The sequence below is a fragment of the Streptococcus cristatus genome (genome assembly GCF_019685515.1).
Taxonomy (GTDB): Bacteria; Bacillota; Bacilli; order Lactobacillales; family Streptococcaceae; genus Streptococcus.
Window position 1 is genome coordinate 47,031 of the sequence record NZ_JABFFN010000002.1, and the last position, 17,297, is coordinate 64,327.

Genomic DNA, 17,297 nt, shown 5'->3' on the forward strand with positions numbered 1-17,297 from the left:
AATCACTTTTGAAGATGAAAAGAAGCAAGCCGAAATGGCTTGCTTTTTGAGTTTATTTTTTACCTGACTTGTCCGTATTCCAGAAGTCTGTCACGGCCCCGCGTGAAGCAGATGATACGATATGGGCATATTTACCGAGGACACCACGGCTGTAAAGTGGTGGCAAGGTTGTTTCTGCCTTGCGTTTTTCAAGTTCTTCTTCGGATACGGCCATAGAAATTTCTTTGGTATCTTGGTCAACCGTAACGATATCACCTGTACGAAGGTAAGCAATCGGTCCACCATCCTGAGCTTCAGGGGCGATATGTCCAACAACCAGACCATAAGTACCACCTGAGAAACGGCCATCCGTCAAGAGGGCAACCTTGTCTCCTTGACCTTTACCAACGATCATGGATGAAAGTGACAGCATCTCAGGCATACCAGGACCACCCTTAGGTCCAACGAAACGGACAACGACAACATCGCCATCAACGATTTCATCTGTCAGAACAGCCTGGATAGCATCTTCTTCTGAGTCAAAGACCTTAGCTGGTCCAACGTGACGACGCACTTTAACACCTGATACTTTAGCAACCGCGCCATCAGGGGCAAGGTTCCCGTTCAAGATAATAAGTGGTCCGTCTGCACGTTTTGGATTTTCCAGTGGCATAATGACTTTTTGACCTGGTGTGAGTTCTGCAAAGTCGGTCAAGTTTTCAGCGACAGTCTTACCAGTACATGTAATGCGGTCCCCGTGAAGGAAACCATTTGCCAACAGGTACTTCATAACAGCAGGCACACCACCGACTTCGTAGAGATCTTGGAAGACATACTGACCAGATGGTTTCAAGTCGGCCAAGTGAGGCACACGTTCTTGGATCGTATTGAAGTCCTCAAGTGACAAGTCAACATTAGCCGCATGGGCAATGGCAAGCAAGTGAAGAGTAGCATTTGTAGAACCACCGAGAGCCATAGTTACAGTGATGGCATCTTCAAAGGCTTCACGAGTCAAGATATCTGATGGTTTGAGACCAAGCTCAAGCATCTTAACAACAGCACGTCCTGCTGCTTCGATGTCTTCTTTCTTGTCGGCTGATTCAGCTGGGTGAGAGGATGATCCTGGCAAACTCATACCGAGAACTTCGATAGCAGTCGCCATGGTATTAGCTGTATACATACCACCACAGCCACCAGGGCCAGGGCAGGCATTACATTCGAGACGTTTCACGTCCTCAGCTGTCATATCACCGTGGTTCCATTTTCCGATTCCCTCAAAGACAGAAACCAAATCGATGTCTTTTCCATCAAGATTTCCCGGTGCAATGGTTCCACCATAGGCGAAAATAGCTGGGATATCCATATTGGCAATGGCAATCATAGAACCAGGCATGTTCTTGTCACAGCCACCGATAGCGACAAAGGCATCGACGTTGTGACCACCCATAGCCGCCTCGATGGAGTCCGCGATGATGTCACGAGATGTTAGAGAGAAACGCATACCAGGCGTTCCCATAGCAATCCCGTCTGCTACCGTGATAGTTCCAAACTGAACAGGCCAAGCACCTGCAGATTTGACACCTTCTTTGGCCAATTTCCCAAAATCATGCAAGTGGATATTACATGGTGTATTTTCCGCCCAGGTCGAAATCACTCCCACAATCGGTGTTTCAAAGTCCTTATCTGTCATACCAGTCGCACGAAGCATGGCACGGTTTGGTGATTTAACCATGCTGTCATAAATGCTACTGCGGTGACGTTTATCTAATTCAGTCATCTTATCCCTCCCATTTCAGTTTTTACTATTATAGCACATTTTAAAGGCAATGAACAGAAGAAAATTCTTGAATTTTCAGAAAATTTCGATTAATTTGATTGAATGACTTCTAATTTTTTCATCTTTTTTTGTCAAGTAACTTTACTTTACAAAAAAAATGTGTTATCCTAGTATGGTTGATGAAAATCACTAGATTGAATCGAATTTAAATACCTAAAGGAGAAATCAAAATGGCAGTACCTGCACGTCGCACTTCAAAAGCGAAGAAAAACAAACGTCGTACACACTACAAAGTAACAGCTCCAGCTGTAAACTTTGACGAAACTACTGGAGATTACTCACGTTCTCACCGTGTATCACTTAAAGGATACTACAAAGGACGTAAAATCGCTAAAGCTGCATCAGCTGAATAATAGAAGGGAGATACCATGCGCGTAAATATCACACTTGAACACAAAGAATCTGGTGAACGCTTGTACCTTACTTCTAAAAACAAACGTAACACTCCAGACCGTCTTCAATTGAAGAAATACTCACCAAAACTTCGCAAACACGTAGTGTTTACAGAGGTTAAATAGTGGGTCATTACGTTTCAGTAGAAACGAAAAAACCTTGATTTAACGCAATTCTGGAATTTTTAAATTTCAATGTATTGCAATAAAAATCAACCGAATGACTACATTTTTGACTACATTTTTTGTGAAATAAATTAGATGTTCGGATATATAAAAAACGCTCTAGACAATATGACTAGAGCGTTTTTGTGTTGTTTGAAATAATCAGATGATTTTCCACAATAAAAAGTATAATGAAAATATTTATAGGACTAAAGAGTTGATTGCTATATTATTAGAAAGTTTTTTTAGATGTATGATATAATAAAATAAAATAGAAAGGTAAATGGTTGTAATGAAAGAACTTAGTGATTATTTAATAAATAAAGAAACTGATGAAATAATTTGGAAATTTGCTTTTTTAGGTAGACAAGATAGTTTAAATTCAAAACTTCAAGAGCTATCAGAACTAGCTGAAGAAGAAAATTGGACTTCAGCTAATTCTGATAAGCACAATAACATTTTGTATAGTTATTTAGTACATACTTTTAATAGAGCTTTTGAACTGGGAAATGAATACGTTGTTATTAATGATGATGAAAAATATGCTTGTTTCAATACAGGTTTATTAACAGAAAATGGTGAGGATATCATTTGTCTATTTAATACTTTTGATAGTAGTGATGAGTATCATTGGCATTTATACGGATTCCGTAAAGTATCTGATTGGGATTTTTTAGCTGAGTTTTCAATTACTCCAAAAGTTCCACACTATTTTAGTAACCCTGCGGATTTATATTTTGATCCAAATAGAGAATTAGTCAAAAATTTAGATCATATTTTAGATGATAATTTCTCAAGATTTAGTGAATCTTTGCAAGCTAAAGGTAAATCTTATATACATGCTCTTTTAAATAATGCGCTTGACTTAACAATTACCAAATGTAAAAGAAATTATCGTATTGTTGTTCCTCAATATTATCGAGGAAAAGTAACCTATCTTTTACCAGTGACTATTGATGATGAATTAATGTCTTTGGCAGTTGAAAGTATTAATGGGAGATATAGTGTAAATACAATTTTTACCTTAGATATGGCGTATAAAAATGCTAGACTTCTAATGAAACCTGAGGTAGATTGGATAACATCTATTACTAAAAAATAAAAAAATCAACATCTAAATAGATGTTGATTTTTTGAAGCTAAAAACTCCACTCCTCCCCATTATCTTATAATGGGCTATGCATAAATCATTCTTTAAAAAATCGTAATTTTAAACAAAACTTTCTGTAAAGAAATACCGTTCACTATCATTGTATCATCACATTAATTACTTGTCAATAGTTAAGCTTATGAGAATAAAAAAAGAAATTATTTCTAATATACACTATTATAGATCTATAATTTGTGGATTTAGAAGACGATTTTTACTGTTTATTAACACAAATTTCAATACTGTATTTGCAATCTTGAGAGGCTAGAGCTTCATGAAATACATTAAAAATATCAAAATGGCAAAAATGGAACAAAAGGTTAAGTATGAGCGCCAATTATCTGAGAGATAAGAAGGACTACCTACGAATGTTTCGAAACAATGATCATGCCAAGTACATCTATAATTTAATCATTCCAGAGAAAATGTAGTTCCTACAAAGTTAGCTTTTATTTTTACAACAAGGAAGAAGGACGAATACTATTACGCATGCTTAAATTTCTTAAAATTACTTAGAGTAATAAGGATTTAAATCTAAGCTCATATTTCTAAAACAAAGCCCCCTTATCCAAAATAATTATATAGTTTGCTAGAGGGAAAAATAATTTGCTAGAAAACCAGAAATTATGTAAAATAAAATATATGAATAACAAGGAGCTAAATTTAAATGGCAAATAATATTTATTTATTTTTAATCGATTATACAAAGTCACTATTGTTACATCCGATCATAAATGGTTTACAGTTAGGATTTTACATTTTTTTATGACAAGTAATAGGCACTCCTATCATTTCTTTTGTCAATGATTTAACAAAGCCATTAAAAGTGAAATTAGGCATGAAAGTCAACTACTTTGTATTGATTTTTGGTTGTTTAACAGGTTTATTTTCTTCAGTGTATTTCTTATCTGGATTAGAAGGCGAAAACAATGTGTATAGCCGTGCTTTTAGATTGATTGGTATTTTTGGAAGTGTCTTTCTATTCCTTATCCCTGTAACTCTCATATTGGGAGCGGGGATCATCATTCCTATTTATTCGATTATAATGTGGATTGTTAATGGCATTATTAGTCTCCTACCTATTCTAGCTGGACTTGCAATCATCATGCCTATTGTATTCATTGGTGGGTTATTCTCAATAGTGAGCATCGTAGTCGGAAGATTATGAGAAGTTAAGGATTATAAAAAGAAAGTAAAAAACCATGGATTATGATATTTTTGAAGATTATAGAAAGAACCCTCCTAAAAAAGATAAATATGAGGGACTGCCTCCTGAAGAACGTGTTGAACTTATAAAACAAGAGTATTTTAGGAAAGAAGCCAAGAAGAATAGAGAGGAAGAGGAACGTAAGCAAGCTCTTATCAAAGCAAAAAAAGATAAGAAATACGAGGAATACAGTTCTAAGGTAGAACTATTATTTAAGTGGATGATTGGATTTGCTTTGTTTGCAGTTATATCTGCTGGATATTGGTTTAATAAAGACTATTTCTTTTTAACATTGCAAGGAGGAATTTCTATTACAGGACCGACTAAAGAACTTGGTAAGGCAATTGTTGAATTTATTCTTTCTATAATGTTAAGTTTCCTTGCCCCTGCTTTGCTGACTTTTTTCATAATTGATACGCCAAAAAATAAAAAGGAGGAATAATCATGGCAAAATTTAAAAGCTTATTTTTAATAGCAGCGCTCTTTATTAGCGTAATTCTTATTGGATCTGTATCAGGAGTATTTTATGCTAAATATATGAATACCAAAAATGAAACTAAACAACAAACTCAATCTGTTCAGAGTAACGAAGAACAAAGCACAGAAAAAGTAGGTGAGACTCCTGCAGATGATAAAAACTATAACACTGCCCTCTCTTCCCTTGAAATACCTGGTCACAAAGTAAAACCTGAAATAGAAAAAGAAGTGAAAGAGGCCTTTAAGGTTGTTATTAAAGAATGTAAAACAGCGAATATCTTAGAGATTGATTTTTCTATGGAGAAGCATTTAAAAATGGCAGATAAGGCCCCTATAAAGTCCTTTGCAGTATCATTCCAACAAAATGGATATGATGTAAACGTAGATGATATTGAAGTTTATGAATCTAAATCATCAGACGTAGTTCAGTTTATTGTTAAGTCCACTAAAAAAGGCGAAGATAGCATCTTTGGGGTTGGCAACTATAACACATTGGCTCACCAAGTTAGTATTTCTAACTATTACGGTGGTAAAGTAGGAAAGGCATTTGGGTAAGGAGCAACAACTTATCAGATGAGTTAATCATATTAGCTAAACTTAATGTTCTTATATATAATTATATAACTAATATGTGACGATTTAAATTATTCATATCAATAGCTTAAGTGGTTAATTTTAAGTTGATTCAGTTTGTATAGATTGAGAGAAGAGTATGTTATATGTTGTAGCAAGTGTTATTCTATTTTTTACTTTAATCGGCATTTATCAAAAAAAGTTTAAAGTTAAAGCATTAACAGTGCCGGCAATGCTTTATGTGTTGGCGATTGTCTTTAATCTTATTTTTAAAGTGAAATAATTAGAAGTTGAAAATGGGAAAAAGATAACTGTACATGATAATAAGGATTTTCAGCAATTATCTTGTTTATTACGAATAAAAAAACACTGTAGAATTGAACTGCACCCCAAAAGTTAGATTTTTTCTATCTAACTTTTGGGGTGCAGTTCAATAGCGGGTGGTTTATTTATCTCGCACCTTACGGAGCGAGACGGACTAATAGTCACATAATAATAAGGGTGCCCCATTTTTGGGCTACCCTATTACTATACCTAAAATTAGTTATGGGTAACTAAAAGGGTAGTAAAAACAAAAAAAGCACTCTAGGATAGAGGCCTAAAGTGCTTAGTTTCAAGGCTTTACAGCCTATCTTGTTTAATAAAATATTACAACATCTTGTTGTAGAATTCAACGACAAGTGCTTCGTTGATTTCTGGGTTGATTTCGTCGCGTTCTGGCAAGCGAGTCAATGAACCTTCCAATTTTTCAGCGTCGAATGATACGAATGCTGGACGTCCAAGAGTTGCTTCTACTGCTTCAAGAATAGCTGGAACTTTCAATGATTTTTCACGAACTGAAATCACTTGACCTGGAGTTACGCGGTATGATGGGATATCAACGCGTTTTCCGTCAACAAGGATGTGACCGTGGTTTACGAATTGACGAGCTTGACGACGAGTAGTCGCAAGACCAAGACGGTAAACAACGTTATCCAAACGACGTTCCAAAAGAAGCATGAAGTTGAAACCTAGGATTCCGCCTTTGATTTTTGTAGCTTGTACGAACAAGTTACGGAATTGTTTTTCACCTACACCGTAAGTGAAACGAAGTTTTTGTTTTTCAGCCAATTGCAAACCGTATTCTGACAATTTAGAACGGTTGTTTGGTCCATGTTGTCCTGGTACGTAGTTACGACGTGCCAATTCTTTACCTGTACCTGTAAGTGAAAGGCCAAGGCGACGAGCTTGTTTCCAAGATGGTCCTGTATAACGTGACATGTGTATGTCCTCCTGATATAAATAATATTTCGGTGGAAATAGTCACTTAGAAAGCCCTGATTCGTGCAGATGCCCTTCGCCTAAACAGCCAAGGTTACTTGTCATAAGACACCTGTTGACGAGCTTCATGCTTTCCTGCTGCTATTTCACACAAAGGCTATTGTACCATGAAAAGCTAGATTTGTAAAGGGATTTTACGCCTTTATTTCAAATTGAGGCTGAATGTAAACTTGCTTCCTAAGCCATATTGACTTTCTGCTGTGATTTCGCCACCAAGCTGATGGGCTAGTTCGCGTGCAATCGCAAGTCCTAATCCATGTCCACCCGTCTTCATATTGCGCGAAGTTTCTACACGATAAAGTCGCTTAAAGATCTTTTCCAAATCCTCAGGAAGAATCCCCTGGCCCTCGTCTTTCACACTGATTGTCAGCTCTTGTTCTGTTAATTGGGCAAGAACCTCGATTCTGGTTCCTGGTTCTGAATATTTAAAGGCATTGTTTAACAAATTGACTAGAATGCGAGAAAGTTTGTCAGAATGGCTCTTGATTTTCGCTGACTCAGGTGATACTTGAATGTAAACATCCCGCTCCTCTTGTTCAATCTGGAGTTGAAATTCACTCATTGACTCAATCAGCAACTGATCTAAAAAGACCTCTTCGACTTCTTCATCAGTAGTAACTTGAGGTTGAGTGTTCAGAGTCAAAATATCCAACTCCTCCACCAGCTTGTTTAAGCGCTCGGTTTGCCGACCAATCGTGGTTAAGTAGTGGAGCCGCTCCTCTTCCTTGATCACTCCATCTAGAATTCCCTCCACAGTAACCTGAATGGAGGTAATGGGAGTTTTAATATCGTGAGAGAGCTGCGCAATCATCATTCTCTTTTCTTGCTCGCTCTCATCAAGTGATTGAAAGGTAGCTTGCAAATTGTGAGACATATCATTAAAAGCCTGGCCCAGCTCTTGAAATTCTAATGGGCCTTTGGTTTCGATTTCTGTGCTGAAATCCTTGCTTGCTATATCCTGAGCTTGTTTTTTCAAATGTTTCAGAGAAGAGAACACAGGCGACAAAAGAAAGATGCTCACTGCAGCTCCAATGAAACTAGCAATCAAGGTCATTCCAACTAGAAAGTAAACTTCACTTTTCTCGATCAACATTCGTTGGACTGCCCAGAAAACGACCAAAATCGTTAGTAGAGTCGACACTAGATACCCCACTAGAATATAGTTTTTTAATTTCATTTTCTACCTCTTGGTTTTTCCATCTTATAGCCCAAACCCCAGACAGTTTTGATAGCGGGAGCATTTGAATTTGTATACTTGGTCAACTCTTGCCTCAAAGCATGGATATGAACATTGAGTGTATTGGTATCATCCACATAGTCCTCTTGCCATACCTTCTCGTAAAGTTCCGTCTTTGAAAAGACTCTCTCAGGATTGCTGGCTAATACCCATAGAAGTTCAAAGGATTTTACTGTCAATTCCAATGGTTGCTCCCCAATGCGAACCTCATGAGTCACATGGTTGATTACCAAGTCACCAAACTCGATCTGTTCTGTCTCTCCTCCACGGCTAAGGCGACGCAAGATATTATTCACTCTTAAAACCAATTCGCGTGGGCTAAAGGGTTTGACTATAAAATCATCTGCCCCCAAACTTAATCCATAAATCTTATCCTGTTCGCTTGTCTTAGCAGTTGTAAAGAGGAAGGGTTGATCTGGAGCGATATACTGAACTTCACTGATAAAATCATAACCGTCCATATTGGGCATCATGATATCTGTGATAATGAGGTCGATAGATTTTTTTCTGAAAAGTTCTAATCCCTCCTTACCATCATGGGCGACCAAAACATCGTAACCTGCCTGTATAAGATAGCGCTGTTGAATATCTAGAATATCTATCTCATCATCAACCAGCAAAATTGTCTTTTTCATCTGACACTCCTTCGATAAAAACAGTGTTATACTTGCTTTAGTATAACACTATTTTCTCTAATGTTTAAGTGATTTGAATCTTAATCTTCTCGTTTGCTTGTCAAACCCAAAAGTCCAACAAGACCTGCCAAGGCTAGACCAAAGATACCAAGGCCAGCTGTAGCTGTTTTAGCTTCCCCAGTATTTGGTAGCATCGCTTTATCATCTTTTTTCATCATATCAGCCATTGGGCTAGAAGCTGGTTGGTCGACCTTCATATCTGACATATGGTGATTTGTACCCATCATACCCTCAGTCGTACCTGTAGAGCCTGTTTCAGAAGGCTTCGTATTCATCTGACCTTGTTGAGATGGTATTGTCGCCATTTCTTTTCCACGAAGTTGAATCGTTACTTGACGAGTAGCAATCAGATTGGTCAAATCAGGTTTGCCATCTTTAGAGCCATAGACTTTAACAGTAGCTAGGTATGTATGGGTTCCGTTAGCTCGAAGTTGATCCAGCAAGGCCTGACCATCTTTGCCAACCGTATTGCCATTCAAATCCACTTCGTAGAAATATTGGCCTTTAGCCAAGCCTTCAAGTGGCAATAGGGCAGGATTTTTAGCTGTTCCGTTGTCTGACCATGGGGCTTTGTCGGATGCTTTTAACAAGAGGCGAGTCAACATGCCATCTCCACCAAAAGCTTCGTATGGAATAACTTGGTTGACACCAGCTGTGAATGGACCTGGGAAATTGGCTTTGTCAAGGTAGCTAGCTGGGACATCTACTGTGTCTTTGGTGTTGTCAGCCACACCTTTTTGCACTTCAGCTGGGGTGGTCAAACCATTCAAATTAACAGTCAAATCTTTAGTCGCTACGAGATTAGTTAAGTCAGGCTTGCCGTCTTTCGCACCGTACACCTTGATAGTAGCTTTATAGCTTTGTGTACCATTTTGTTTCAAAAGGTCAAGCAGCTCTTTATCTGATTTTCCTTGAGTACCAGCCAAATCTACTTCGTAGAAGTAAAGGCCTTTGCCCAATTTCTCTACTGGTGGGAGAGCGGGATTTTTAGCTGTTCCGTTGTCGGACCATGGAGCCTTATCAGAGGCTTTCAAGATAAGGCGAGTCAACATGCCATCACCAGCGAAGAATTCGTATGGAATGACTTGGTTGACACCAGCTGTGAATGGTCCTGGGAAATTGGCTTTGTCAAGGTAGCTAGCTGGGACATCTACTGTGTCTTTGGTGTTGTCAGCCACACCTTTTTGTACTTCAGCTGGGGTGGTTAAACCATTCAAGTTGACATCCAAATTTTTAGTCGCTACCAGATTAGTTAAGTCAGGTTTGCCGTCTTTTGCGCCATACACCTTGATAGTAGCTTTATAGCTTTGCGTGCCGTTTTGTTTTAAAAGATCAAGCAGCTCTTGGTCAGATTTGCCTTGGGTGCCGGCCAAGTCCACTTCGTAGAAGTAAAGGCCTTTGCCCAATTTCTCTACTGGTGAGAGAGCGGGATTTTTAGCTGTTCCGTTGTCTGACCATGGAGCCTTATCAGAGGATTTCAAGATAAGGCGAGTCAACATACCATCTCCACCAAAGGCTTCGTATGGAATAACTTGGTTGACACCAGCTGTAAATGGACCTGGGAAATTAGCTCTATCCAAATAAGAAGCTGGGACATCTACTGTATCTTTGGTGTTGTCGGCCACTCCTTTTTGGACTTCAGCTGGAGTGGTCGCTGATTTCGCTTCACTGGCTTCACGGTCTTGTCCAGAAACTGTAGACGCAGGACTTTTCACAGGTTTAACTGCATCTTCTGTTTGTTTCTTAGAATCTGGCTTTGCTTGCATTTCTTCTTTTGGTGCTACTACTGGCTCTTTAGCAGTTGCGTCCGCTTTTTCTGAAGAGTTTGTCGTATCCTCACTTGCTTTAGGTGTTGGAATAGACTGTTCTGAAGGAAGAGCTACATCGACTGCTTTTTTGAGAACCTCTGCTGGTAAGTCGCTCTTTTCACTCACCGAAGCAGCGTCTGGCACGACTTGGGCAGGAGTCGGATTGACGACATCAGCACGCGCAGAACTTGGTTGACCGACTAGGACAAAGAAGCCACTGGCCACAACAACTGAAGCAACACCGACACTAAGACGGCGAATTGACCAACGAGTATATCTCTGATTTGGATTGAATTTCATAGGATTCTCCTTAGAGTTTTCTTTTTTTGATGACTCTAGTATAATCTCCTAAAATTAAAAAGGATTAAGAAAAAGTTAAAATTTTTCTTAAATCCCTCTTATAAAATACTTATATTGATTCATTAATCATTGGGGAAGAAAACAGCCCTTCCTCTCCTACTCACTCAGCTCTGTTAGAGTATCCAAATGTTGGTTATTAATCACCGCCATGATATAGGCGCCTGACCGTAAAAGGTCATCAGGACCGAATTGAACATCTAGAGGAGCATTTTCATAGTCACGAAATCCAAGTACATTGAGGTTGTATCGCCCACGTAAATCTAGCTGGCTAAGGCTTTTCCCCGCCCAAGATTGGGGGATTCTCATCTCGACAATTGAAACATTCTTGTCCAACTGAAAGACATCTACGCTGTTATGGAAGAGAATTCTCTGCGCTAACGAACGTCCCATTTCAAATTCCGGTGAGATGACCGAGTCCGCACCAATTTTCTCCAGTACATTTTTAGCCATGTGACTTTTTACCTTGGCAATGACGGTCGGCACTCCTAGACTTTTACAGTGCATGACTGCAAGAACACTGGATTCTAGATTTTCCCCCGTTGCGACAACCACGGTATCGCAGGTGTCAATCCCCGCTGATAGAAGGAGTTCTTCATCCGTGATATCTCCAACTACCCCACGCGCTAGCACGGGTTCAAATTGATTAATGCGCTCCTCGTGGTCATCAATAGCAATGATATTCATATGATGCTTGGCAAGAGCAGCCAAAACACTGCTCCCAAAAATTCCCAAACCTAAAATTCCAATTGTCCGATCTGACATCGTTTTTCCTTTCTTATCCAATGGTGATATCTGCTTTCATATAGTGAATCATATCTTTCTTGTCTGGCTGGTATTCTGCTAAACTTACCAGTAGTGTCAAGGGGCCAATACGACCGATAAACATCAACAACATAACGATACTGAGAGCTAACTTGCCTAACTCTGGTGTTAAATTCGCCGTCACTCCAACTGTCGCAAGGGCTGAAATGGTCTCAAACATGAGGTAGATAAAGCGCGGATTTCCTTCTGCTGTTATCCCCAGCAGAATCAAGCCCAGCAAGAAAGTCAGCAAGAAGATAATAAAGACACTGAAAGATTTTTGCACGGTTCGAGGTTCAATAGTTCTCCGAGTCACATTGGCATGAGGCAAGCCCAATAGTTCACTACGAGCGAAGGCTAATAAGACAAAGAAGGTCGTAATCTTGAGTCCCCCTGCCGTCCCTCCAGGTGCCCCACCCAGAAACATCTGCAAGATGTAGATCAGCAAGGTGACCGGTCGAGCCTGGGTGTAGTCAATAGAGGCAAAACCTGCTGTCCTCATACTGACAGTCTGGAAAAAGCTAACCAGCAATTTCTCTGGGACGCTGAGATTCCCAATCGTCCCTGAATTGTTCCACTCAATCAAAAGGGTTGATACCGTTCCAAAGAATAAAATTCCCGCTGTTAAAAAGAGAACCAGCTTAGTATGAAAGCGAAGACGGCGTTTTTTCTTTTTCCCAAACTGGGTAGCTAGGTCAAACCAGACCATAAATCCTAGGCCACCCGTTATAATCAATCCTGCAATCACTAGATTGATCAAAGGGTCCGTCTGAAAGACTGCCAAACTCGTACTTCCAAAATTATCAAATCCAGCATTGCAGAAAGCTGAAATAGCCAAAAAGATAGAGGTTAAAATCCCTCGCCCCCATCCAAATTCAGGAATGAAGCGGAAACTCAGTAGAAAGGCACCAAGCCCTTCTACCAGAAAAGTCGTCAAAAAGATCGAGCGGATGAAGTCCTTTAAGGACTGGGTTTCCCCATAACTAAAACTTTCTTGAATAGTCTCACGGCTACGAAGACTGAGCTTTTGTTTCCCTTGGATATAAAAGATTCCAATAAAGGTCATAAGCCCCAAACCACCGATCTGGATCAACAGCATGCAAATCAACTGGCCCCAGATATTATAAGTAGAGGCCACCGGCTGGGTAAAGAGCCCTGTCACACAGACCATGGACACTGTCGTAAAGAGATGGTCAAAGTAGGTCGCTTGTGACGTTGTTGCTTGAACCAAAGGGAGGCTTAAAAGGAGCGAGCCCAAGAAGATAACTAAGGCAAAACTTAAAAAGATGCGACGAGCTGGCGATAATCGAACCAGCGTCGTCTTTATTTTTTCCAAAAAAGATTTGAATACCATAGCTACATTGTACCATAAAAATAGTAAGAGCACTCACATGTGGTGCATAATAGCAAGACAGAGTTCGAGTGCCTTATCAAAAGCTTCAGAACCCCAGTCGCGACTGTCGTAGTTGTCCAGATCTGCCAAGGAATCTGCGGTAAAGAGCAATTCTCCCCAGACAACCCTACGTAACTGAGCTACTGCCGCAAGAGCAGAGCACTCCATCTCCACAACAGCACAGCCTTCTTCCTTGCGATAGGCAATCTTTTCAGCTGTCTCTCGGTAAAAACCATCTGTCGTCCAGGTCATAACTTCCTCATAGGGAATGCCTTTTTGTTCCAAGACTTGCTCAATGGCAGAGATAGCCTCAATCTGTATCTCCATATAACGAGAAGGTGCTACATAATGGTAGCTAGTCCCCTCATCTCGCAGAGCCCGAACAGGGATGAGAAAGGCATTCTCCTCTATATCGGCTAGGACGCCACAGGTACCAGTAGAGATGATTTGCTCCACACCATAGCCAATCAACCAATCCATAAACTGGGCCGCTGGGGCAGAGCCCACGGACGCCTGGGCCAGACAAATCTCCTCGCCCTTGTAGTTGAGGACGTAGACTGGATAAGTCTTGGTGGCAGAAACGAACTCACCAACACAATCCGCCCCTACTTCCTGGGCGTAGCGGTCAATCTCCTCCTCCAAAAATGCATAGATACACTTCTTTGGCAACTTCAAGTCTAACTCCTCATGCGTTGGCATAAGGACCGCTTGGGGATTGTCGTCAAACTCTAAAATGGGAATCGCATGTTTCTGAATCATAGCCCACCTCCTGTAATTTTGTACTATTGTATCAAAAGCTGACGAAGTGTCAAGGAGTTGGCTTTAGCAAGCCAGAAAACTCCTCTTCCATACACTTGAGAAATCGTTGCACCGCTGGAGAAGTCGGTTTCTGTTTTGGCAAAATGATTGAGGACTTATAAACACATATCAAATCCAATAACAAAAAGACATGAATCTGAAATAAGCAGAACATGTCTTTTTTAGCTTGTTTGAAAGTTAAGTAAATAAACCTTAGTTCTTCTAGAACTCCCTTATTTCCACAAACCACCTAAAATCTGTTTTTCTAATAAGTCTAGGTCTTCTTCCTTTATTTCTCCGTTGTCACTAACGATATAAAGCTGAGCGAAGTAAGCCAACAACGGGCCAACACAAATACGAACCATTTGAGGAATCGTTAACTCTGGATTTACACGTGGATCTGCTAGCAATTCCTTATGAAGCACTCGAAGTTTATCTTGAATAGCATTCCAGATAAAAATCTGTTCATTTTTTAGTTTTTTATTTGAAAAACTCTCCTGCAGAATGATTTTCATCAAAGCACGATTTTTTTTGAGATAGCTCATACGATTGTGGACGAGATAACGAACCCTCTCTTCTGTCGTTTCAAGAGCTAAGAGTTCCTCAAAAAAACTACCGAAAATGCCTGGGACTACAGGATGTAAAATAGCCGTCAGTAAATCATCCTTCGTCTTAAAATACTTAAACAAGGTTGCCTGACTTAGTCCAGCACGCTCAGCTATGTGAAGAGTTGAGGTCCCATGGTAACTCCTGGTTGATATGAGATCCACTGCTGCCTGCATGATTTTTTTCTTTCCTTGAGGGTAATTCGCTTCTTCTAAGTAATCTTCAAACGATTCAAAAACAGTCTTATCCATCTAATCTTCACACCTTTTTAGCATTATTTATGTTGATTTTTAAACTTTACGATAACGACGCAATCCAACAATATTAAGAATTGTTAAAATGATCAAGAAAACCATTAAAACACCAAGATTTGGCAAAATATCACCAAGATTGTGTCCGTAAAGAATAATCTGGCTTATTGCATCACCAGAATAGGTTAATGGCAAAAATTTCCCCACAGTTGGAGCCCATTCTCCCATGGATGACAATGGAATAATCCCTGAGAAAAAGAGTTGAGGCATAATCACGAGAGGAATAAATTGCATCATTTGGAATTCTGATTTTGCTAGAGTAGACAAGAGAATTCCAAAAGCTAGTGCTACAAGAGCCAGTACCACATTAACTATTATAACATTTAAAATATTTCCTACAACTTCTACATCTAGTAGCCAAATTGCTGCTAAGACGACAACTGCCGTTTGAAAAATCGCAATAATACCGTAAGACAACATATAGCCATAGACGATTTCAGAACGTTTCACTGGGGTTGCTAACAAGCGATCCAAGGTTCCACTTGTGCGCTCTTTCAAAAGTGCCATACCAGAAATCAAAAAGACAAAGAAAAAGACCACAAAGCCAATTAAAATTGGAATCATATGTGCAAAGAATCCAGTATTTTTATCTCCATATTGGTAAGATTCTTTGATTTCAGGCGCCTTTGCATCTAATTTCAATTGTGGAAGAGCCTGTTTGACACGAGATAATAACTGATCGGTGCCTTCATTGACGATACTTGTTCGTAACACTTGTCGTGTCATAGTTGTTTTAGAAGCATCCGTATTTGCGTAGTCGACCTGATACTCACCATCTTTATACGATATGACTGCATCTACTTTCTCGTCAGCTAGAGCTTTTTTAGCCTGATCTAAGTCTTGATAAGTCTCGACGTCCACATGATCGAGCTCATCCATTTTCGTTACCAAACCAGTTGGTAGATCTTGTGTCGCTAACTTGACATTCACGGTTGTACTAGCTGAAAACATGAGGTTCATCAGCCACATAATAAATACCGGCGCTACAAACATCATAGCCAAGGTTCGTTTGTCACGAAGTAATTCTTTGATAACTTTTTTAGCAATAGCAATGGTTCTCATCTTACTCTCCTTCTGCTTTCAAAAATACTTCTTCAATACTTGAAACTTGATAACTTTCTTTTAAGTGTTGCGGTGTATCAAAAGCAATGATTTTCCCGCCTAATAATAAGCCGACCTTATCCGTCAACTCCGCCTCATCCATAACATGGGTGGTAACTAATACCCCAACCCCATTGTCTCTAAGCGCGAATAATTCTTTCCAGATTTTCTTTCGGAGAGAAGGGTCGATTCCAACTGTCGGTTCGTCCAAAATCAAGAGTTGCGGATTTCCTAAAAGCGCGATAGCCAGCGACAAACGCCGTTTCATCCCTCCAGAATAACCAGATACTGCCTTGTTTAAATGCTCTGTCAAATCGACTACTTGAGCTATATGAGCAATTTTCTCCTTTAGGTCTTTTTTAGAAAGCCCCTTTAGCTGACCAAAAAATTCCAGATTTTCTTGACCTGACAAGGCTTCATATAAAGCATCTGACTGGGCCATATAACCAATATCTCCTAAAATATGGCGATTAGGCATAGTGCGGTTTAACACTAAAGCTACGCCTCCATCAGCCTTTTCCATTCCTAACATAGTCTTAATCATAGTTGATTTACCAGCACCAGACGGGCCAATTAAGCCTATAATTTCTCCTGTCTGCAATTCAAAGCTGACATGATTCAGAACTATTTGATGGTCAAAAGATTTTACTAAATCTTGTAAATGTAGTAATGTTTTCATTTACTTCCTCCTTGGTGAGTGATTACTCACTTACTGAATATAAGACTATTATAGTGAGTGATTACTCACTTGTCAAGGGAAAAATCTAAATTCTTTAAAAAATAAAGAACCAGATATTATTATCTGATGCTTATAATGGATAGCTATTGCTCTTAGAGCTGTTTCTAAATCTCTTCGCGATACTCTGAAATGGTCTTTCCTGTCCACTTTTTAAAGGCCTATTCTTCCTCTACTTTTCTCAGCCAATCCAACCATCGTCATTGCTATCGCAACTCTAATGACCTTGGCGATGGAAATTCATTTTACTCATTTTTATATGAAACAGACTAAGAAATTTTCAAGACCTAATTGGGAGTTGTTCTAAACAGACTAAAACTCCTACACTTGTACATGAATAGATACTTTTAT

Annotated in this window: 17 protein-coding genes and 1 pseudogene; 7 read left to right on the forward strand and 11 right to left on the reverse strand. The window is 39.4% G+C overall.

Going from position 1 to position 17,297, the window contains the following annotated elements; genetic code table 11:
• Positions 1–52 precede the first annotated feature (52 nt).
• Complete coding sequence (gene ilvD / locus FOA33_RS08730; protein ID WP_221161330.1) at positions 53–1,756, reverse strand: dihydroxy-acid dehydratase; 1,704 nt, start codon at positions 1,754–1,756, stop codon at positions 53–55.
• A 230-nt stretch (positions 1,757–1,986) separates the two neighbouring features.
• Between ilvD and rpmF the strand changes: the two genes are divergently transcribed.
• From rpmF to FOA33_RS08760, 6 genes are all read left to right on the forward strand, one after another.
• The gene (gene rpmF, locus FOA33_RS08735) at positions 1,987–2,169 is read left to right on the forward strand and encodes a 50S ribosomal protein L32 (protein WP_221161331.1); all 183 of its coding nucleotides are present in this window, start codon (positions 1,987–1,989) and stop codon (positions 2,167–2,169) included.
• Positions 2,170–2,184: 15 nt separating this feature from the next.
• Positions 2,185–2,334: a 50S ribosomal protein L33 gene (rpmG, locus tag FOA33_RS08740; RefSeq protein WP_001265622.1), complete on the forward strand. Its 150-nt coding sequence runs from the start codon at positions 2,185–2,187 to the stop codon at positions 2,332–2,334.
• Between the two features lie 322 nt (positions 2,335–2,656).
• The gene (locus FOA33_RS08745) at positions 2,657–3,475 is read left to right on the forward strand and encodes a DUF3825 domain-containing protein (RefSeq protein ID WP_221161332.1); all 819 of its coding nucleotides are present in this window, start codon (positions 2,657–2,659) and stop codon (positions 3,473–3,475) included.
• Positions 3,476–4,361: 886 nt separating this feature from the next.
• A complete protein-coding gene (locus tag FOA33_RS08750; protein WP_221161333.1) occupies positions 4,362–4,691 on the forward strand; it encodes a hypothetical protein in 330 nt (109 codons plus the stop codon).
• A 34-nt stretch (positions 4,692–4,725) separates the two neighbouring features.
• Entirely contained in the window at positions 4,726–5,172 is a 447-nt protein-coding gene (locus FOA33_RS08755; protein ID WP_221161334.1) for a hypothetical protein, read from the forward strand.
• A gap of 2 nt (positions 5,173–5,174) precedes the next feature.
• On the forward strand, positions 5,175–5,762 hold the full coding sequence (locus FOA33_RS08760; RefSeq protein WP_221161335.1) for a hypothetical protein: 588 nt from the start codon (positions 5,175–5,177) through the stop codon (positions 5,760–5,762).
• A 666-nt stretch (positions 5,763–6,428) separates the two neighbouring features.
• Here the strand turns inward: FOA33_RS08760 and rpsD are convergent.
• From rpsD to FOA33_RS08810, 10 genes are all read right to left on the reverse strand, one after another.
• Positions 6,429–7,040, reverse strand: coding sequence for a 30S ribosomal protein S4 (rpsD, locus tag FOA33_RS08765; protein ID WP_000092756.1), 612 nt, complete (start codon positions 7,038–7,040; stop codon positions 6,429–6,431).
• A gap of 202 nt (positions 7,041–7,242) precedes the next feature.
• Positions 7,243–8,277, reverse strand: a complete 1,035-nt coding sequence (locus FOA33_RS08770) for a sensor histidine kinase (protein ID WP_221161336.1) — start codon at positions 8,275–8,277, stop codon at positions 7,243–7,245.
• Complete coding sequence (locus FOA33_RS08775; RefSeq protein WP_221161337.1) at positions 8,274–8,972, reverse strand: response regulator transcription factor; 699 nt, start codon at positions 8,970–8,972, stop codon at positions 8,274–8,276. The genes FOA33_RS08770 and FOA33_RS08775 overlap by 4 nt, the downstream gene beginning before the upstream one ends.
• 80 nt (positions 8,973–9,052) lie before the next feature.
• Positions 9,053–11,140 (reverse strand): SSURE domain-containing protein, encoded by a 2,088-nt coding sequence (locus tag FOA33_RS08780; protein ID WP_221161338.1) that lies wholly within the window; start codon positions 11,138–11,140, stop codon positions 9,053–9,055.
• Positions 11,141–11,296: 156 nt separating this feature from the next.
• Positions 11,297–11,962: a potassium channel family protein gene (locus FOA33_RS08785; RefSeq protein ID WP_221161339.1), complete on the reverse strand. Its 666-nt coding sequence runs from the start codon at positions 11,960–11,962 to the stop codon at positions 11,297–11,299.
• 13 nt (positions 11,963–11,975) lie between these two features.
• Positions 11,976–13,355 carry a TrkH family potassium uptake protein gene (locus FOA33_RS08790; protein ID WP_221161340.1) on the reverse strand — a complete coding sequence of 460 codons (1,380 nt, stop codon included), beginning with the start codon at positions 13,353–13,355 and terminating at the stop codon, positions 11,976–11,978.
• 33 nt (positions 13,356–13,388) lie between these two features.
• Positions 13,389–14,153: a nucleoside phosphorylase gene (locus FOA33_RS08795; RefSeq protein ID WP_221161341.1), complete on the reverse strand. Its 765-nt coding sequence runs from the start codon at positions 14,151–14,153 to the stop codon at positions 13,389–13,391.
• A 272-nt stretch (positions 14,154–14,425) separates the two neighbouring features.
• A complete protein-coding gene (locus FOA33_RS08800) occupies positions 14,426–15,049 on the reverse strand; it encodes a TetR/AcrR family transcriptional regulator (RefSeq protein ID WP_221161342.1) in 624 nt (207 codons plus the stop codon).
• 39 nt (positions 15,050–15,088) lie between these two features.
• A complete protein-coding gene (locus FOA33_RS08805; RefSeq protein WP_221161343.1) occupies positions 15,089–16,171 on the reverse strand; it encodes an ABC transporter permease in 1,083 nt (360 codons plus the stop codon).
• A gap of 1 nt (position 16,172) precedes the next feature.
• The gene (locus tag FOA33_RS08810) at positions 16,173–16,889 is read right to left on the reverse strand and encodes an ABC transporter ATP-binding protein (RefSeq protein ID WP_221161344.1); all 717 of its coding nucleotides are present in this window, start codon (positions 16,887–16,889) and stop codon (positions 16,173–16,175) included.
• Positions 16,890–17,118: 229 nt separating this feature from the next.
• Here FOA33_RS08810 and FOA33_RS09325 point away from each other — a divergent pair.
• Positions 17,119–17,253 (forward strand): annotated as a pseudogene (locus tag FOA33_RS09325) (low temperature requirement protein A); the annotation flags it as partial.
• Positions 17,254–17,297: the final 44 nt, after the last annotated feature.